15 protein-coding genes and 1 pseudogene are annotated in these 19,666 nt (G+C 58.6%); 8 read left to right on the forward strand and 8 right to left on the reverse strand.

Annotation, left to right across the window (positions count from 1 at the left end; all coding sequences use genetic code 11):
- On the forward strand, nt 1–2,990 hold a 2,990-nt coding region (locus tag HKN37_08885; protein NNE46762.1), incomplete at its 5' end, for a BamA/TamA family outer membrane protein.
- A gap of 9 nt (nt 2,991–2,999) precedes the next feature.
- Here HKN37_08885 and folB read toward each other — a convergent pair.
- Entirely contained in the window at nt 3,000–3,368 is a 369-nt protein-coding gene (gene folB, locus HKN37_08890; GenBank protein NNE46763.1) for a dihydroneopterin aldolase, read from the reverse strand.
- A 66-nt stretch (nt 3,369–3,434) separates the two neighbouring features.
- Nucleotides 3,435–4,424: a hypothetical protein gene (locus tag HKN37_08895; GenBank protein ID NNE46764.1), complete on the reverse strand. Its 990-nt coding sequence runs from the start codon at nt 4,422–4,424 to the stop codon at nt 3,435–3,437.
- A gap of 135 nt (nt 4,425–4,559) precedes the next feature.
- Between HKN37_08895 and HKN37_08900 the strand changes: the two genes are divergently transcribed.
- A complete protein-coding gene (locus HKN37_08900; GenBank protein NNE46765.1) occupies nt 4,560–5,039 on the forward strand; it encodes a hypothetical protein in 480 nt (159 codons plus the stop codon).
- On the opposite strand, the gene HKN37_08905 is transcribed toward HKN37_08900, so the two are convergent.
- The 3 genes from HKN37_08905 to HKN37_08915 form a co-directional block, all read right to left on the reverse strand.
- Nucleotides 5,036–5,971: a sugar kinase gene (locus HKN37_08905; protein NNE46766.1), complete on the reverse strand. Its 936-nt coding sequence runs from the start codon at nt 5,969–5,971 to the stop codon at nt 5,036–5,038. The genes HKN37_08900 and HKN37_08905 overlap by 4 nt on opposite strands.
- A 57-nt stretch (nt 5,972–6,028) precedes the next feature.
- Nucleotides 6,029–6,754: a hypothetical protein gene (locus HKN37_08910; protein NNE46767.1), complete on the reverse strand. Its 726-nt coding sequence runs from the start codon at nt 6,752–6,754 to the stop codon at nt 6,029–6,031.
- Nucleotides 6,755–6,823: 69 nt separating this feature from the next.
- Entirely contained in the window at nt 6,824–7,003 is a 180-nt protein-coding gene (locus HKN37_08915) for a hypothetical protein (protein NNE46768.1), read from the reverse strand.
- Between the two features lie 287 nt (nt 7,004–7,290).
- Between HKN37_08915 and HKN37_08920 the strand changes: the two genes are divergently transcribed.
- From HKN37_08920 to HKN37_08945, 6 genes and pseudogenes are all read left to right on the forward strand, one after another.
- Nucleotides 7,291–10,350, forward strand: coding sequence for a tetratricopeptide repeat protein (locus HKN37_08920; protein NNE46769.1), 3,060 nt, complete (start codon nt 7,291–7,293; stop codon nt 10,348–10,350).
- 12 nt (nt 10,351–10,362) lie between these two features.
- The gene (locus tag HKN37_08925; protein NNE46770.1) at nt 10,363–12,150 is read left to right on the forward strand and encodes a TonB-dependent receptor; all 1,788 of its coding nucleotides are present in this window, start codon (nt 10,363–10,365) and stop codon (nt 12,148–12,150) included.
- A 117-nt stretch (nt 12,151–12,267) separates the two neighbouring features.
- On the forward strand, nt 12,268–12,471 hold the full coding sequence (locus tag HKN37_08930; GenBank protein NNE46771.1) for a hypothetical protein: 204 nt from the start codon (nt 12,268–12,270) through the stop codon (nt 12,469–12,471).
- A 33-nt stretch (nt 12,472–12,504) separates the two neighbouring features.
- Nucleotides 12,505–14,052, forward strand: coding sequence for a hypothetical protein (locus tag HKN37_08935; protein NNE46772.1), 1,548 nt, complete (start codon nt 12,505–12,507; stop codon nt 14,050–14,052).
- A 90-nt stretch (nt 14,053–14,142) separates the two neighbouring features.
- Nucleotides 14,143–14,814 (forward strand): annotated as a pseudogene (locus HKN37_08940) (MotA/TolQ/ExbB proton channel family protein).
- Nucleotides 14,815–14,837: 23 nt separating this feature from the next.
- Nucleotides 14,838–15,245 (forward strand): biopolymer transporter ExbD, encoded by a 408-nt coding sequence (locus HKN37_08945; GenBank protein ID NNE46773.1) that lies wholly within the window; start codon nt 14,838–14,840, stop codon nt 15,243–15,245.
- 18 nt (nt 15,246–15,263) lie between these two features.
- Here HKN37_08945 and HKN37_08950 read toward each other — a convergent pair whose 3' ends face one another.
- The 3 genes from HKN37_08950 to HKN37_08960 form a co-directional block, all read right to left on the reverse strand.
- The gene (locus HKN37_08950; protein NNE46774.1) at nt 15,264–16,796 is read right to left on the reverse strand and encodes a YifB family Mg chelatase-like AAA ATPase; all 1,533 of its coding nucleotides are present in this window, start codon (nt 16,794–16,796) and stop codon (nt 15,264–15,266) included.
- A gap of 75 nt (nt 16,797–16,871) precedes the next feature.
- Nucleotides 16,872–18,092 (reverse strand): 4Fe-4S binding protein, encoded by a 1,221-nt coding sequence (locus tag HKN37_08955; protein ID NNE46775.1) that lies wholly within the window; start codon nt 18,090–18,092, stop codon nt 16,872–16,874.
- 195 nt (nt 18,093–18,287) lie between these two features.
- Nucleotides 18,288–19,583, reverse strand: a complete 1,296-nt coding sequence (locus tag HKN37_08960; GenBank protein ID NNE46776.1) for an FAD-dependent oxidoreductase — start codon at nt 19,581–19,583, stop codon at nt 18,288–18,290.
- Between the last annotated feature and the right edge of the window lie 83 nt (nt 19,584–19,666).

Consider the following 19,666-nt stretch of genomic DNA (forward strand, 5'->3'; position numbering starts at 1 on the left):
ATCTCTTTCCGTTGACACGATTCTGGAAGAACGCGTATCTGCCGCTTCCGCTGATTGGCACGCTTGGGGTCCTGTACGTCCGCTATCTGGGCGTCAGTGAGCAGGACCTCGCCCACGTACGTTACCGCCGCATGAGCACCGCACTCAAGGGAATATTCAGCGATCATGAACGCCTGGTCTATGCAGCCGGTCACGAGCACAGTCTGCAATACTTCCAGTCTGGCAAAGATCTGCACCCAAACCACTTTGTTGTCAGTGGTGCCGGTTCGAAGAGCAGTCATGTAGCGGGTGGCGGGGATGCCATCTTCACGGCGACCGGGCCGGGCTATTCAACGATCCACTACTATGGCGACGGATCAACGTGGCTATCATTCTGGCGCGTGGCGGCCGATGGCAATGATCCGATTCACGTCTTCCGGACCCGCCTGTACGCTGCCGAACAGAACTACCAGCCACCAGCTGAGGCAGGGCCCGCAGTCCCGTTGGATTACCCGGACTACACCGACAGCGTGGCAGTGATGGCGGCCAATCCGTCGTATCGAGCGGGTCGCTTGAGGTCTTTCTTTATGGGCTCGCACAACCGGGACCTGTGGGTCGAGCCGGTCGAAGCGCCGTATCTCGATATGGGGCGAGAGGCCGGAGGACTCATACCGTTGAAGCGAGGCGGCGGTATGCAAACCACTTCTCTCAGGCTGCAGGGTCGTGACGGAAAACAATATGTGCTGCGCTCTCTGGACAAGAACCCCGAACGCAGTCTCCCCCCGGCGGTACGCGGGACCTTCGTCACCGATATCGCAAAGGATCAGATCACCTCGATCAATCCGTACGGGGCGTATGTGATTCCGACGCTGGCGTCGGCGGCCGGCATTTACCACACACAGCCCCGGCTCGTGTACGTTCCGAGAGATCCGCGACTTGGCCCGTACCTGGATACGTTCGCCGATCAATTGATGATGCTCGAGGACAGACCGAACGACGACATGTCCGACGAAGAACGGTACGGTCGGTCGAAGAACGTAGTCAGTGCCGGCAAGATGTACGAAGCGATTAACGGCGACAACGACAATTCGGTCGATGCGAATGCATTTGTCCGTGTGCGGTTGCTCGACATGCTGCTTTCCGATTGGGATCGGCACCGCGACCAGTGGCGCTGGGCGTCGTTCAAGAAGAAGAACGAGAAGGGTCGTCTGTATCGACCAATTCCGAGGGACCGGGATTGGGCATTCAATCGCATGAACGGTCTATTCCCGCCATTGATCAGATTCTTTGATCCGAAGTTTCAGGATTTTCGATACTCGTACGGGTATATCAAGGGCCTGACATTCAATGGCCTCGAACAAGATCGCCGCCTGACCTCGTCACTCGTTTTGAGCGACTGGCTGCGGGAGGCACAGACGGTGCACGAAGCGCTGACCGACTCGGTGATCGACGCAGCCGTTCGTCACCTTCCCGAGTCCATCTATCGAATCAGCGGCGCGGAGATGGCGAACAAGTTGAAGGCCCGACGGGAGTTGCTTTCCGACGTAGCCGAAGAGTACTACAGCGTCCTGGCCCGCGTCGTCGATGTCGTCGGATCCGACAAACATGAGCTCTTCGAGGTTCGCTCAGCCGGGCCTGGCCGAACGGAGATCGTCGTATACAAGACAAGCAAAGCCGGTGAGATTCGAAAGGAAATCTTCCGGCGAGAATTCGACAGTGACGAGACAGATGAGATTCGTCTGTACGGACTCGACGGTAACGACACGTTCATAGTCGAGAGTGTCGGCGGAGGGCTCACGACACGGTGTATCGGCGGGCCAGGTGCCGACACGTTTATGACTATTGATGGCGCACGCGGCGTACGCGTTCACGACACGCATGAGGGTAACATCTTCTCCACGGGTCGCGGAACGAGGGTGCAGCGGACGGATGACCCCTGGGTCAACACGTACGAGCCACGTGCATACCGGCATAATGTCACGTTGCCGCAACTGTTCTTTGGCGGAAATGCGGACGATGGCGTCTTTCTGGGCGGCGGTGTGAAGCTCGTGAAGCACGGCTTCAAGAAGGCTCCGTATGATCGAGTCAATCGAATCCTCGGCAACTTCGCCGGACGAACGGCGGCCTACAACGTCGTGTACCACGGCCATTTTGTTCAAGCCGTACGCGCACTTGACGTGTACCTCGACGCAGAAATCAGATCCCCGAACAGTATCCGCAACTTCTACGGCCTTGGCAACGAAACGGAGAACACGGAAGGCGATCGTGAATTTTATCAGGCAAGGCTGACGCAGCTCAGCGCCAGCGGGATGCTCGGATTTTCGAGCGAGACGGGCATTGAACTTCGAGTCGGACCGACGTTGCGCATAACCGATGTACGGCGGGATGCCGACCGATTCGGGGTTTCCCCTCAACCCGGTCTATCGTCGACGACATTCGAGGACCAGTGGTTTGCCGGGATTCGTACAGTAGCGAGTCTGCAGAACATGGATCGCCCACAGAATCCGAGACGCGGATTCCAGTTAATGTCTGCGGCCGAGATCAACATTGGTGTACGGAACTCATCCAACAACTACGGGAAAATATTGTCCGATCTGGTCGTGACGTCCTCACCCTGGATGTCGCCGCAGATCACGATTGCGACGCGCCTTGGAGTGGAGCACAACATCGGGAGTTTCCCGTTCTACGATGCGAGCACGCTCGGAGGCAACCACAACCTGCGCGGGTATCGAAGCAGTCGCTTCGCAGGTCGCACTGCGTTGTATCAAAACGTGGAACTCAGAGCAAGGATGTTTCGATTTTCAACCTATCTCGCGGTCGGAGAAGCCGGTGTCCTTGCATTTCTTGACAACGGCCGCGTGTGGACGGACGGCGAGTCCAGCAACCGATGGCACCAGGGGTACGGAGGTGGACTGTGGGCAACATTGTTCGAGAGCGCAACGATCGGTACCTGGGTCGGCGCGTCGTCCGACGATGTGACGTTCACGCTGAAACTGGGCCTGCAGTACTAGAAAGCCAGGCTATTCGCGATCGCACCGGTAAACCGCTTCAGCGTGATCACACGGGCCGCCAACCGGGGGATTCGGCTTTCGGACAGTCACCTCTACCGACTCGACGATCGTGTGCTGATCAAGCACTTCGTGGGCGATCAGGAATGCGAGCCGCTCGATCAGGTAGAAGTTGTTTTTGGTGATGATGTGCCGCACGCGGGAGTACACGGCCTCATAGTCGACCGTCTTGGTCAGGTCGTCTTCCGCGGCCGCCGCCTCGATGTTCAATTCCATCGTGATGTCGACTTCATATCGGCCGCCGATGCGGTGCTCCTCCTGCATCACGCCGTGATGTGCATAGAAGACGCTGTTCTTCAGGCTTACGGTTCCACGCGGCATTTTTTCGAAGTCACGGTGGTGGAGAGTGGCGGCGGGAATATACTTCAGGATCAGGTAGTGGCTGGATCACAGATCGAGGGCTGCCAGCAAGTCGCCCAACTCCCGGTCGAGTGTTCCGGCTTCGCGCTCCGACCGAAGGCGTGACACGAGGATCGTCGCATAAAGGCCCAGAACTCTGTCACTCCGATGGCGATGTTCGTTAAAATAGCGAACGACACTGGCGTCGCGAGCGTCCGTAAAGATGGCCCGGGGACCGTGCGGACCGTCGGCGACCGTGGCCGGGAAGCTTCGCTCCGGCTCGTACAGTTTACGCCCGAAATGGCAGCCCACGCATTGTGTGGGTATGTGCCGGGCGTCAGGCATGGCCAGCGTGGAGTCGACCAGATAGCCGTCCCGATCGTATCCGAAAAAATCCCAGTCTCCCCTGTCTGTTTTCCGCATCACGGTCGTTTCCGTCACCTCTCCGCCTTCTAAATGGTCCGCAATGAACACGGTACCGGCCGGGTAAATGACCCTGTCTTCGCGAGATCGATAGGAGCGGAGTGCCTCCACAACGTCCGCCTGTCGGACGAACACGCGCCGACGCTGCGTGGTCATAACACCAATGACGTCGAGATTCATCCAGGCCGTGGACTCAGCGACGAACCCTTCCTGCTCGGCGAGCACGGCGCGAGACTCTGGTATCCGGCGAGCGCGCCGGTATGTGTCTGACACGAACCCCGCAAAGGCATCCCAGACTACTTTGCGGTCGTCCCCTGACGCTGCCAACAGCCGCTGAGCAGAAACGGAATCAACCGAGGACAGCGCCTCGACGTCGACGAAATACTTGCCGCCGTCAAGCACGACAAGACGAGCATCGAACGGGTCTTTCGCATCTTCAGCCAGATACGCGCCCATGTAGTACCCGACGAGGTCGTCCGTTGCACGACGGCCCAGATCCAGTTCTACAAAGCGTTCATCCTGGGTCCCAACTGTGGCGCTCTCGTCGCTGCAACCCGAGACCGTGAATGCGACATATCCGGCGAAAGCCAGCCCAATAATCCTGAAAAGTCGCATCTTCTCCGTTACCACGTTAGGGGAATCACGTTGTCCCAGTGCAGCCAATTCCGATCTGCGGACGGGGTTCCGATCCGGTCGCGCGTGGATCGGCTCTCCGGATCTATTTCGTCAACCAGACATACATGCCGGACGATGAACGAACTCAGATCTCAGAGAATCGACGTTCCGGTCGGCTCCGTCATTGCCGTTGTATCGCTTGCGGCGGGACTTGCAGGCATGTTTGTCGGGTTCTTGTCGACACGCTCTCGAGCCGGTAACGCCCGGCGCCAACCCCTCCTGCCTGATACGAGCAGGCCTGAAGTCTCCCGTCCCACATGGAGGCGCATTGACGAATTCCAGGCCCAACTTGATGCAAGCGAAGAAGTGATCGACAGTCTTCGTCGTGACTATGAACTCGATACGGGCTTGCTCAAACTGGAGCTGCGACGTCTGAGCGACCTGCTCAGTGACACACGGCACACATCACGCGATAGCGCGCATGACATCGAGGCCGGCGATTCGTACCGGCCTGTTCGAATCGTGGAGGCTGCCGCCGAAGTTCGTCCACCGATTCAATTCTCAACTCTCGAAAGGCTGGCCGACGAAGGCGAGATCGAATCCGGCTCGAGCTAGGCGACAGGATTCAGGGGGGAAATGGTCGGGATCTCGCCGAGCACGCGGAAGGCGTCGACGCGTCTGTCGATTACATCCCGACTCAACAATGACAGGCTTTCGGTACCGAATCGTTCGACCACGAACGACGCCATTGCGCTCCCGTATACGACGGCTCGTTTGAGCGAGTCGACCGAGTAGTCGCGACTCATCGCAAGGTAGCCCGCGAATCCGCCCATGAAACTGTCGCCGGCTCCCGTCGGGTCATGGATATCCTCCATGGGGAACGCCGGTGCGCTGAAGATCGCGCCGTCGGCGAAGAGCAGAGCGCCATGCTCACCTTTTTTGATCACAAGAATTCTTGGACCGAGTGCCCGAATCGCAGTGGCTGCTCGTATCAAATTCGGCTCATCGGCAAGTTGCCGCGCTTCGGCATCATTGATGATCAGACAGTCAACGAGCTTCAGGGTCTTGCTGAGTTCGTCGGGCGTGCGCTCAATCCAGTAGTTCATCGTATCGCACACGACCAGGTCGTGATCGTTCATCTGCATCAGGACCTTCTGCTGAATCTCCGGGTCAAGATTGCCCAGGCAGACCAGACGGCGATGACGGGAACGTTCCGGGATTACCGGCGAGAATTCGCTCAGGACATTCAGATGCGTTGCGAGCGTCTCCCGGTCGTTAAGATCGTAACTGTAGCGCCCTTCCCAGGCGAACGTGGTGCCACTCTGGTCAACCTGCAACCCCTCGGTCGACACACCACGTGCCCGCAGCATCTCAATATGCTCTGTGGGAAAATCATTACCCACAACGGCAATCAGATCAACTTCGTCCGTGAAAAACCGGGCCGCGAGCGCGATGAATGTAGCGCTTCCCCCGAGTATGTTTTCGGCACGGCCAAATGGCGTTTCGATTGTATCGAGCGCAACAGTGCCTACGGCGACAATGCTCATGTTAACGGTCGTCGTGGGATTCTGAGGGATGAGGCGCAGTGCCGTTGTCCTGTGATATCAGGAGCGGCGGAGCCAGCCGCGAAACTTTCTTGCGACGAGATCGGCGGCGGCCATCTTTACGGTTCCGAGAAACGACTCCAGTATGTCTCGGCCCTGATCCGCGCGTTCCACGACATAGTCCGACGTTTCGTGAGCCGCTGCTCTCGTGGAGCCTGCGGCGCGCGCTGCAGATTCGGAAATCGCGTCGGCCACCTCAGCGGCCCGGCGATTGACCTCGTCCGAAAACTCGCTCGCCTTGCGGGAGACCTGCGTCCGTGCTTCGCCGGCAGTTCTGAGAACAAAGTCTCCGGCGTCCGATGCGCGGTCTGTGACGAGATCACCAAGGTCGCCAGCATAATGCTGGGCCTGGCGCGAAATGTTGCGGGCCCGCTTCCTTGTTCTCGCAGCCAGCCTAGGCGGTTCGGGAGTAGAAAGCAGAGACATCAGCCCACGCCCAAGAACGATTCCGGTACCCGCCGCGATGGCAGCAGAAAGCAACGGGTTCTCTTTCACCCAGTCGGCCACCTTCCTGCCGACATCTTCCGCGTCGACGCGAGCAATCTCTTCCTTTACCCGATCCAGTCTGTCGACAAGTTGCTTTCGAACACGCACAAACTCCTCCGTGCGATAAGACTTGCCGCCTGAATTGTCAGCCTGATCGGCAACCGCTTGCGCGGCTGAGTCACCGTTTCCGTGGATGGGCTGTTCGGTGATCTCCCCTGCCGATGAACTATTGTCAGCCACCATTTTCTCTACCAGTATTTAGGATGAGCCGGCGCGACGCCGGGACGATTTCGACTGAAGACTATAGATTCAGTCCTTCATCATCACTCCGATAAACACGCCTAGCGCGAACGAACCTACGAGCGCAAGCGTGCGATTATCCGTGATCCACCGCTCGGCGGCCTCGACCCAATCTTCGATGGGAAGACTTGCGAACTCGATGTCCGGAGCTTCAGAATTCGCCTGCTGTTCTTTGACCTGCGTTTCCATGGTCCGGGCGTGTTGATCACGCAGTTTGGTTCTACGGTTATTTACAAGATTGGTATCGACAAAGCAAACCAATCGCTATACCATCAGACCGGTCACGATCACGGTTGTTCGCTTCCTGATTATGAATTTATTTAACGTCCCAAAGTGGCGAATACGGGCCTGAAACATCGAGGGCGCTCGGGACTACACGTACCGTCTCGTGGTTGTCCCATCGGTGCCGGGCAATATCCGGGTTCCCAAAACGTCTTTATCCGGATATTCGCCACACCTCGTGTGTGAAACTATTGATGCTGAACTGGATTTCCCCGCTCCGCAGACACCGACGGTGGAGTGGTCGTTCGAGCGGCATTCTGCTCCTCCTCCTTGTTACGGCTTCGTCCGGACTTGCACCGCACGACGGGCGCGCCCAGCCGGTGCTTCCTATCGCGGAGGAGGAGTATCAGGACGCCTACAGGCTGTTCATGGACCGGCTCTTTGCCTCGTCGGTCGACGCCTTTCGCGATTTTCGAGAGTCGCATCCGGAAAGTGCACATGCGCCGGATGCCATGTACTACGAAGCGGCGTCTGCGCTCGGGTTGGGTCGGTCGGATGAGGCGGCGGTACTTTTCGAGCGGTTCAATACACGGTACCCTGCTCACCCGCTGCGCTATGAGGCAAAACTCGCCCTCGGTCGCTGGTATTTCGATACGGGCGATTACCGGGGCGCGATAGATAATTTTCAGCAGGTACTGGATACCAAGGCCTCGTATGATCTTCAGGCAAAGTCACTGTTCTGGATGGGAGAGGCAGCGGCGGCGGACGGAGATCTGGACGAGGCGATACGCTATTACCGCCGGGCCGCGGACGACTTCAGCGCCTCCTCCAGCGCACCGATAGCCAGTTACGCAGAAGCATATACCGAACTCTCTCGCGACAATTACGAGGCCGCCTCACGGGCTCTTGAGCGGCTTGCTGAGCGACATCCGGGCTCCAGATACGCGCGCGACATAGGCCTCGGACTCGCCGAGGTCTACTATGAACTTGAGGACTATCCGCGCGCCGTCGCGGAAATCAACCGGCGACTTCCAGTCCTCCAGGGCGACGCACAGGAGCGTGCCACGTTCATGCTCGCCGAGAGCTACAACCAGCTCCGGCGTAGCGATGAGGCGATCCTGAACTACCGGAAGTTCACCGAAGAGAATCCCGAGAGCCCGTACTTTCGCCAAGCGCTTTTCGGATTAGGGTGGAACTATCAATCGGCGGGTGCCCATGAATGGGCGGCCGACGAGTTCGCAAAGGCCGGCGCGGGCTTCTCAGATCTTCTGGCACAGAAGGCCCTGTACTATCAGGCCGCCAATCTGAAGATGGCACGCCAGGAGCGGCGTGCTATCGAACGCTACAAGGAGGTCGTCGACCGCTGGCCCAGTGGCCCTTACGCGGACAAGGCGCTCTTCGAACTCGGCATCACGTACTACCAACTACGACAGTGGTCCGATGCGAACCAGACCTTCAAGAAACTGGTCGATGACTATCGCTCTTCGAGCCTGCTCGATGAGGGGCTGAATCGATTGGGCAGTACGTATATCGCGCTGGGCGATTTTGAGGGTGCATTGAAAGCGTTCAACCAAGCGATCGAACGCAATGCGGCGGAGCCCGAGCTGAGGGCGGAGATCGAGTTCCAGAAAGCATGGCTGCTGTTCCGGAGCGAGCGATACAGCGTTGCAGTTACCGCGCTGATTGATCTATACGAAACGTATCCGAGCCATCCGCGGGCGGAAGATGCACTGTTCTGGGCGGCGGAGAGCTACTATCAGCTGAATCGCCTCGGGCCCGCCAGCGATCTCTTCGGAGAATACCTGGAGACGTACCCGGACGGCAAGAACGTGGATGCGGCGCACTATGCGATCGGCTGGACTCATTTCAGGCGAGGCAGCTACGACGCCGCTGCAACGGAGTTTGATCGGTTCCTTGAGAGCTACCGGGACGAAACGGGCTTCGTCCCGTACCGACACGATGCGAGGCTTCGACTCGCCGATTCATACTACGCACTGAAGCGATATCCCGATGCTGTCCGCATCTATAGCCGCCTTGCTGATGACGGCGACGAGTATGCGATCTACCAGATGGCACAGGCGCTGGCCAACTCCGGACGGACTTTTGAGGCAACCGGCGCGTTTCGACGACTCATCGCGGACTATCCCGACAGCGACTGGCGGGAAGAATCCGAGTACTCGCTCGGATACCTGTTCTTTCAGAATCAGGAGTATGACAATGCGAGGAAGTCCTTTCGAGATCTGATATCGCAGTCGCCGCGAGATCCGCTTGCGGCCAAGGCCCTCTACAGCATCGGAGATACGTACTTCAACGACGGTGACCTCGAAGGCTCGATCCGAGAGTACAAACAGGTACTGGAGCGGTATCCGAACTCTCCTTTCGCGAGTGATGCCGCGGCTTCGATTCAGTTCGCCTTGATGGCCATCGGCGAAGAAGATCGAGCGGTGGCACTCATTGATTCCTTCGCCGCCGCGCATCCAAACTCGCCCGTAATAGACGACCTGCGATTCAAGCAAGCGGAAGTCAAGTATCAGAGCGGGCGGACCGACGATGCATTGTCGGACTTTCAGGTGTTCGTGCGCAATGCTCTGGATCAGAAGTTGCTTCCCGAAGCCTACTACTACCTCGGAGCGATCTTTCTGGAACGGAAGCAGGATGTGGAGGCCGAGTCCTATTTGAAGCAACTCTTCGAGCGGTTTGACCGGAGTTCACGTTGGCCGGATGCCGCGCGCAACCTTGGCAATCTCTACCTGCGCAATCGACGATACGAGGAAGCGCTGACAGTATTCAAACAGCTGGAGGACCGGGCGGGAGACAACAAGCGGCAGATAACCCAGGCGCGTTACGGGCAAAGCGTGGCCCTCATGAATCTGGGCCGCCTGCGTGAAGCTGAGCGCCTGGTGAAACGTACAGTCGACGATGCGCCAGACTCGCCGGAGTCGGTTCCTGCATTGCTCGGTCTGGCTCAGATCTACGACCGAGAGGATCGAGTTCAGGAAGCCGACGCGATGTACCGTCGCGTGGTCTCGCTAAGTCGGGATGAGTCGGGCGCCGAGGCCTTGACGCGACTGGGACAGATGCTCCTTCGCACGGGTAACCCGCGCAGCGCTATCGAGGAACTTGGCAGGACGCCGATCCTCTACTCCGGCTTCGCGGAATGGATTGCACGCGGCTACATGACGCAGGGCAAGGCCTTCGAACAGCTTGGAGAACGGGGCGAGGCTGCACGCATGTACGACACCGTAATAGATCAGTATCCCGGAAGCGGATTCGCTGACGAAGCGCGCCGGGCGAAAGACAACCTTCAGCGATAGATGACCATGCACATGCGTAAGGTTGGCAATATCATCCAGTCGAATGTTATCCTGCTGCTCGTGACAGGGATTGTGCTAATGGTCCCCAATGTGGCCGCGCAGGATCGTGGTCAGGAAGATCAACCCGTTCTTCCCGATCTGGCCCCCCGCGAAGTCGAAATCCGCGGCCAGCTCCAGATCGCGTTTCCCTCACTGCGGCGACAACCACTCGTCGGGTTCAATCCCCCGCCAAGAGTGCCGGACATCCCCCCCGAGCGTCGTCCCACGCTCGAGTCGTACAGGGACGCAGGAGCACCCGTAGACACGAGCCCGCTCGAGAAGCCAGAGCCGCCGGGTATTGCTGCCCTCTCCGGAGACAACCCGTTCCGGGCCGAAGCCGAGATCGGTACCGGACGATACTTCACCCGAATCGTTCGCGGACTGGCCACAAGCCAACTCGGCCCGGGTCGACAGCTCGACGTGAACATCCATTATGAAGGAAGCGACGGTCATCTGGTATCGGATGACATTGAAGAGGTGAAGAACGCGAGCGATGACTTCTCGGGATCGATCGCATACCGGAGCGAGACCGATCGCATCACGACGTCCGCCAAAATCTCCGGATTTCTGTCCAGCTACTCGATGTTCGGTATCGATAACTCCAGTGGCGGGAGTGTCATCCTGAACCCGGATCGTAACGGAAAGCACGGCGCAATACAGGCGACCCTCGGCTCGGGACGGCTTTCAAGGATCGAATACGGACTCAGCGGATCGCTACAACAGTCACGGTTCACGAGCGACCTGTTCTCGTCTGCTCGAATTGTGGACCCCACCACGGAACGCGTTGAGAAGCGCGCTTCGCTATCTGCCCGAGTTGCCGTTCCCCTTTCGAGATCGTCCGCCTATGGTTCGGCGAAGGCTTCGTGGGCCGGATTGGACAGCGGTGGACTTGCCGGTTCCGACCTCTCATACGGTGAGATCGGTGTCGGCATGGTTCGCACTACAGATCGAATGACAGTGTCCGGTGGACCGCGCCTGCTCACGGTGGGATTTGATGCCGGCGTTGGAGGCGAGTCGGGCGCCGACCGCCGGGCCACGTATGTATCGGCCGACGTGGACGTCAGCCTGCGGTCGGGCGACTTACTGACGCTCATCGGTTCGAACCGGCCGCACGTGCAGACAAACAGTCTGGCCGAGCTGTTCTCGGCAAACCCGTATCTGGTGAACGAACCAGACATGCAGCCTTCCATCCTGACCGTGAACGCGGAGGCAGGCCTCCTCTTCTCGTCGGGACCGCTCCAGTTCAAAGCATCGGTTCAGCTTCGACAGTCACCCAACTGGGCGTACTTCGTCAGCACGACGGGATCTGGGACTTCTACCGTCGCCAGTGGATTCTTTGACCTGGGCTACGTCGAGGGACGCGTGACGAGTGCAGGCGGCCAGATGGCGATATCGTTACCGGCCAGCCTGCAATTGTCCACGACGCTGTATGTGCACGACACGGAACTAACCGATTCCGGAATACAGATCCCGCATCATCCCCGGCTTAGCGCCGAGCTTGGGCTGTCGGTACCGTTCGCATCCCGAAGAGGGATGGTACAGGTCACGGGCAGATACATTGGAGAGCGCTACAGTGACGTGAGCCAGTCGCAAAGCCTTGATCCATATCTGGACGCAGACGTCTACGCCCGATACGACGTTGGAAGGAGAATTGGAATTGTTGTGAGGCTGCTGAATCTCGGCATAAATGAACACGAGGCTTGGAACGGATATCCGCAGTCACCGGCGATACTTGTAGGCGGCGTACGGATGCTGTGGTAGTGCCAAGCCCTTGCTTCCCATTGGTTTCGTTAAGTGGATCGGACTTTCTATTTTGTTGATCTCGGGCGATAATCCCACTCGCTCAGACCCCATTTCTGCCGCGAAAATCCAAAGGCGATGACTATCACGGAAGATCGACTCTCTAATGCCCTGGTGGCGGCCGTACGCGATGCACTTATTGAGGGGCATCGGATCGACGTGCCCGGTTTGGGCACTTTCGGTGTGCGGCACGTTCCGAGCAAGGTAGAAAGAGCAGACGATGATTCGAGTGTGATGATACCGCCACGAGATGTGGTCGAATTCAATGCAACGTCTGACTGATTTCTCGACTGCTGGTCGAAGCAAGCACGACTGATGACACCTGTTATTGACCATATCGCCCGACGACTTTCCGTAACGACGGATGAAGCTGGTATCCTGCTGCAGCAATGGGTGTCGCAATTGCTCGCGGATCTTGAGACATCCGGGGAGGTGACGGTGCCCGGCCTCGGCACATTTACACGAGAGGCAGACGAGATTGAATTCGTTCCGGAGCCGCGCCTGGCCAGCGTTGTCAATCATCGATTCGCCGGACTCTACCCTTTGCCCGTTGACGCCGGCGAGAACGTGACTCTGGGCCTCGACTCGCCGTACGGCATTCCCGACGTTCCCATGGCGGCTGACCTATTGACGAACGTCGGTGAGGCTGCTCCTGAGGGACTGCCCGATCTGGACACCGGCGAAGCGCGGGCCGATGTTGAATCGAATGTCGATCCGACTGACCTGGGAGACCAGCTGGAAGAAGACCGGTCACAGGACCGACCCTTTTACGATCCCCGGGACGAGGTCGACGTCTCGCCGGAACCGGATGAGATTGTTGGCGCCGCTGGCTCGCGTCCGTGGGCCGATACGGGTGACCTCGTGGATTCCGTTCGCGATGAACTTGAAGGAGACTTCCCGCAAGAGGTTCACGATACCGGGCAGGTCGACGACAGATATGACCAGGACGATATCGCCGAACCGTACCACGACGAGTCGAAGACACCGCACGATAGGGACGACGCGGAAGGCCGTCACGCCGACGACATTGTTGAACCGTCCGACGATATCCAGACGGAGTCGAGTGCCGATAAGATTCCATGGAACCGTCCGGCTCGATACCCGGAGCCTGATGTCAGGGTCGACGACGAGTATGACGACAACGTCGGAGGCGCTGAGGGTGAAGCCGAGAACCATGATTTTGGGGATTCTCTGATTCACCCGGCCAGCCTCGCAGCCGGAGTGACGGGCATCGACCAGAAAGACGACACAGCGTCTTTGGGATCTGATCCTGAACCTGATCCTGACCCCGAACCCGAGCCTGAATCGGAAGATCAGGCTGCGGAGGATGACGAAGAATCTGTCGAGGATCCGTCCTCGACTCCCCCAATCGTCGTTCGTCGATCCACAGGTGCGAGAGCATACTGGCTGGCGATCCCCCTGCTCATCGCGGCGATTGCCGTCGTTTTGTGGCTGCTGACCCAGACGGAGCGTACACCTGATGCCCCAGAACAAACGACGGGTGAAGCAAGTGAAGGAGCAGCACAGGAGGCCGCCCCTCCACCTCAGCCTGAAGTGGCAGAGGCGCAGGTAGAGCCGTGGTCGCCCGGTACGGTTGACAGACGGGCAGGCGGTTATACGATTGTCGCTTCGTCACAGGCGTCTCGACGCGAAGCCATCGCGTTCGCAGAGAGTCTGGCATCCAACCTGCAAGATGAAAGTTTGCCAATCGACGTATTCCGGGGAACGGCAGAGGGGCGTGCGCGGTATCGCGTGGGTGTCGGGCAATTCGCGACGATCGAGTCCGCCGCGCTCGAGATGGAAAGGCTTTCCTCGCAGCTGCCCGCAGGTGTCTGGATTCTTCGCATCCGACGCAACATGTAGTCCCACCACCACACTCTCATCACTACCGAGATGGTCATTCCCCGACTCCAAGAGGCAGCGAGTTCCGTAGCTGATTCAACTCAGGCCATCATGCAACAAACCGGTCCAGAACCGGCGAGTGTACTTGACACGTTGCTGCTTGGTGGCTGGGTCATTATTCCGGTCATCCTGCTGTCGATTCTGGCCGTGTACCTGTTTGTGGAGAGGCTTCTGACTCTTCGACGGGCCAAGGCAGATCCTGACCTCGTGACCGAGCGAATCCGCGACTACGTCCAGGCCGGAGATATCGACGGCGCCAAGAACTAATGTGCGAATCGCGACACTCCGATAACGCGGATCCTGAAGCACGGCATAGAGCGACTCGGGCGACCGATCGCCGAGATACAGGATGCTGTGCACTCCGCCGGCAAGTACGAAGCATTCGAACTGGAGAAGCGGATCGACCTCCTGGCGACGATCGCCGGCGTGGCACCGATGCTTGGATTCCTTGGCACCGTGACAGGAATGATCGATGCGTTCCAACAGATTCAGAGCCTCCAGGGTAACGTGAATCCGAGCGTGCTCGCGGGAGGAATATGGGAGGCGCTTTTGAGTACGGCTTTTGGACTCGTCGTCGGTATCATCGCCATCTTCTTTTATAATTTTCTGCTCGGACGCATCAACCGCGCCGTGCACGACATGGAGCGTTCGGCCACCGATTTCATTGACCTGCTTCAGGAGCCGGCTCCTCTGCAGGCCAACTACGAAGATCCTCGCTTCTAGCCACGATTCCCGGGCAGCATCCGATGGCACTCAGTTTTTCATCCCCGAAGAAGCCGATGACGGCGTTCAGCATGGCCGGGTTGGCGGACATCGTTCTGCTACTGCTGATCTTCTTTCTGCTGACATCCAGTTTCATCCCGAACTTCGGCATCCAGGTGAACCTGCCTCGTGCGGATACGTCCGTACCCATGCAGTCGCAGTACATTACCGTCGTCATCACATCCGAAGGTCAGTTCTACGTCAACCAGAACCAGGTGGCCCGCGACGAGCTGCTCCCCGCCATTCGCCAGGCCCGCGCTGACAAGACGGCTCTTGTGTTGAGAGCGGACGAGGAGGCGACTGTCGGTCAGTTTGCTGAAGTTGCGGCCATCGCTCGGGCCCTGGATCTACGGGTCCTCATGGCGACCGAACGAGGGCCCGCGCCCAGGTAGCGTCGCAGGTCGGCGAAGTCAAAGCGCTGAGCCGTGGTGGGATCGATACTGTATCGCCTCCGCCAGATGGTCCGTGCCGATCTCGTGCTGTCCGCAGAGGTCCGCGATCGTTCGGGCAACCTTCAGTATCCGATCGTAGGCGCGGGCACTCAGACCCAGACGGTGAACGGCTTCGCGAAGAAGCGTCCGACATGGTTGGTCCAGTCGGCAGTGTGCGTGCAGCAGGCGTGAGGACATGTCGGCATTGCAACGGACGCGCGATGCACCGAGCCGTTCGATCTGCCTCTGACGCGCTTCCTGAACGCGCAACCGTACGGCCATCGATCGCTCGCCCTCTCGCCGCAATTCGAGATCGCGGATAGACACGGGCGTCACGTCAATATGCAGATCGATCCGGTCCAGAAGCGGACCACTGATCCGTGCGAGGTAGCGATGTACATCGCCCGGAGTGCAGACGCACGAACGATGTGGATCGGTCAGGTAGCCGCACGGACACGGGTTCATGCTGGCAACAAGAATGAAGCGCGCGGGGAACTCAACAGAAATGCGCGCGCGACTGATCGAAACACGACCCTCCTCCATCGGTTGGCGCAGCACCTCAAGCGCCCTTCGCTTGAACTCCGGAAGCTCATCGAGGAACAGTACTCCGTTGTGCGCCATTGATATTTCGCCCGGTCTCGGCTGACTGCCACCCCCGCACAAGCCGACATCCGAAATCGTGTGGTGCGGAGACCGGAACGGTCGACGCATAACGAGACCCGCACGATGAAGTCGTCCCCCCACCGAGTGAATCGTCGTTGTCTCGAGTGCCTCTTCCCGAGTGAGATCGGGTAGGATCGTCGGCAGCCGCCTGGCCAGCATTGTCTTGCCGGCGCCCGGTGATCCGATCATGAGAACGTTGTGTCCGCCGGCCGCCGCGACTTCGAGAGCTCGCTTGGCCGATTCCTGGCCCTTCACATCAGAGAAATCAACCGAACTCTGTGCCGCCGGGGCTGCGGACCTGTACTGTTTCGGGTTTGCCGGTGGAGACCGCTGCCCATTTCCGGACAGCAACGAAACGGCCTCGGCCAGATGACGCACCGGATACGTGCCGATGCCGTCGACCACCACCGCCTCTCCCGCGTTCTGCACCGGGACAACCACGCCCTTCATGCCTTCCCGGCGTGCCCGCACCGCCATGGGCAACACGCCCCGCACGGCTCGAACATGACCGTCAAGCGACAGTTCGCCGACCACAAGAAACTGCTTCAACGTGCTCCGGTCGAACGGAATTCCGGTCGCAGCAAGCAAACCGAGCGCAATCGGAAGATCGAAAGCAGATCCCTCCTTACGAAGGTCGGCAGGCGCGAGGTTTATCGTGATTACGCCGCGCGGTGCCGTGAACCCGGAGTTACGCATCGCTGCCTGGACTCGATCGCGTGACTCCCGCACGGCCCCGTCCGGCAAACCTACGACCGTGTATTTCGGCATGCCGAACTCGACATTCGTCTCGATCTCGATGGGTATGGCTTCGATGCCAACGGTCGTGGCGCTCCAGACGCGACTCAGCATTTCGCATCCGCTTGCTTCAGATGGTCTGCATAGAAGACACCGAAGCCGGGCCGACCATAACCCGGGGCGCGTCACTCAGCTCGGCCACTCGTCCGTGATGACAGACACCTGGTCCCGATCGATCAAGACGGGTCCGTTGTAGCGACCCGTCGTTGGTGCGTTCTCGAGCTTCAGAACGCCGCGCGGACAGACCGCCGAGCAAACGCCACAGCCAACACACGAGGCGCGAATAATATTCTGACCGCGCTGTGCGTACCAACGCACGTCGATACCCATTTCACAGTACTTCGAGCAGTTCCCACACGAAATGCACTGACCACCGTTGGTCGTGATTCTGAAACGCGAAAAGTACTTCTGGAGCAGCCCCAGAATCGCCGCCATCGGGCAGCCGAACCGACACCACACACGCGAGCCCATCAGCGGATAGAAACCAACTCCTATCACGCCCGAGAAGACCGCTCCGATCGCGAACCCGTACGTCCTCGACAGACTGCCGGATAATCCGCCGAGAATCGCTCCGCCGAACGCCGCATTCAGCCACAGCAAAGCAGTCGAAAGAACGACAAACGCCAGCACGCCGTGGACCATCCATCGCTCGACGCGCCACGCTGTCAACGACTTGCTGGATAGCTGTCGAAAGGGGTCGCCGAGCGTCTCCGCCAGACCGCCGCACCCGCAGACCCACGAGCAGTACCAGCGTTTTCCAAAGAAGTACGTCAGCACAGGGGTAGCAATGAATGTCAGGATCGCTCCCCAGATGACCATGAAGGCACCAAGACGGCCGGACGACGAGAACAGATCGGAGATGGTAGACGGCCAGAGTAGATCGTAGTCCAGCGGCCAGAAGTAGCTGAAGTACAACTCGGGCTCGTTCAGAAGCTGCATCAGCTGAGGGATTAGAAAGGCAAAGCCAAGCTGAAAGAAGACAACGGAAATCGTCCGGACGATCTGATATCGGACGTGACGGTATCGCAGTATTGCGCGGACTCCCATCACGATGACCGCAAACGTGTAGAAGAAGCTGTACAGAAACCACTGATCCGCAGTCCGACCTCGCAATGCGTGGCTGAGGGAGTCAAACATGCGGACAAGGTGCTCCAGGGCCTGCGGGAACCAGTACAGGACAACGTAGAAGCCGGTGAACACAACGCCGAGAATCCAGCCGAATACTCCGCGTGCCGTCAATTGCCCGAACACAATACCGTCGTTCTGTATGCCTGCGGGGCGTCGCGCATATCTGCTGAAGAAGATCAGCGATCCGCCGAGTAGCGTGCCGATAGAAAACCAGAACATCATCTTTGGCAAGACAGAACCTGCGCCGAATGCCGCGACGAGAAAAAGCACGGCTGCCAGACCGATGAGGCTCAGACCGACGCGATCCGTTATGCTAAGGCCGGTTGTCGGTGCGGTTAGCTGAAATGACAGATCAGCGTTCACTTGACTTAAACTAAAAGTTTAATTGATTGTATTACGTGTCTGTTCTGCAGTATTTTATCCGGAATAATTTATAGCAGCAGCCGCCGAAGCCAGACGCCATTCCGCGCACTCGGGGTCGAAGTCGGCTAGCGACAGTTGCGGCAGTACACGATCAACAACGGCTCCCTCCAGAAGCCACTTCTCACAGACTTCGTGGCGTAGTCGCACTCCGAACGCGTTGAATCCCACGACCCGCCGCGATTCGCTGTCGAAGTTGATCCGCACCAGTCGGCGACCGGATCGGTTGTGCCACAAGAGCGTTTCCTGGGTATCCGGCAGATCGCTTCGAATGTCTCCGTACGTCTGATACTCGAGTGTAAAGAACTTGGCGGAGTTAAAGAACGCTCCCCTCTCGTAGCGCGTCGGAGATCCACAAATCGTACGCGCCACCGTCTTCCCGTGCTTTCGGGCGGTGTACCAGAGCTGCTCGATCGGGCGATGAGCCACCGTCGGATCAATAAATTGCGCGCAGTCCCCGATGGCGTATACATCGTCTGCGCTCGTCTGGAATCGGTCGTTCACGAGGACGCCCCGATCCAGCTCGATTGCCGATCCCTTCAAGAACCCGACGTTCGGTCGTACACCTGACGTAAGACCTACAAAACCGCACTCGATTCTCTCGCCGTGATTCGTCATCACCCCGTTGACGTGCCCGGCATCATTGCCGGTGATCTCCGCGAGTTCGGTGGACAGCCGGAGATCAATCTGATGGGCCCGGATCTCAGCATCGACGATCGCCGACTCCTCCGCGGGAAGGAGGTAGTCCATGTAGCTTCGCTCTCGAACGAGGAACGTGACGGGGATGTGTCGGGAGTGCAACATCTCAGCCATCTCAATGCCAATCAGGCCGCCACCAACGACCACGGCACGTGAGATGTCAACCGTCTGCCGTTCCATCTCCTCAAGATCCTCGAGGCTGTACAAACCCTGCACACCGCGTAGATCCTGACCCGGCCATCCAAACTTGTTCGATTGCGAGCCGGAGGCAATGATCAGAACATCGTAGGAAACAGGCTTCCCACTTCCCATCTCAAGTCGTCTTGCATCCGTATCGACCGCGACAACACGATCCCGAATCAGGTCAATTCGATTCTTTGTCCAGAACCAATCCTCGTACGGCTTCGTGTCCTGGTAGGTCATGTGCCCCATGTAGATGTACATCAGGGCGGTGCGGGAGAAGAAATGGTCCGACTCGGACGAGATCACCGTGATTCTGTCGTAGGAATTCTTTCGGATAAAGCGTGCGGCCGTTATTCCGGCGACGCCGTTGCCGATGATGACGATGTTCCGCTCCATATCCTGTTGCCTCATTCCCGCCTTTGGGTGTCCCGGCTGGCAAGGTCGTTACCATCGGAGACGACAATCAAGGTAGTTGCCGCCGATGGTAATTTGAA

Source organism: Rhodothermales bacterium, from assembly GCA_013002345.1.
In the GTDB taxonomy this organism is placed as follows: domain Bacteria; phylum Bacteroidota; class Rhodothermia; order Rhodothermales; family JABDKH01; genus JABDKH01.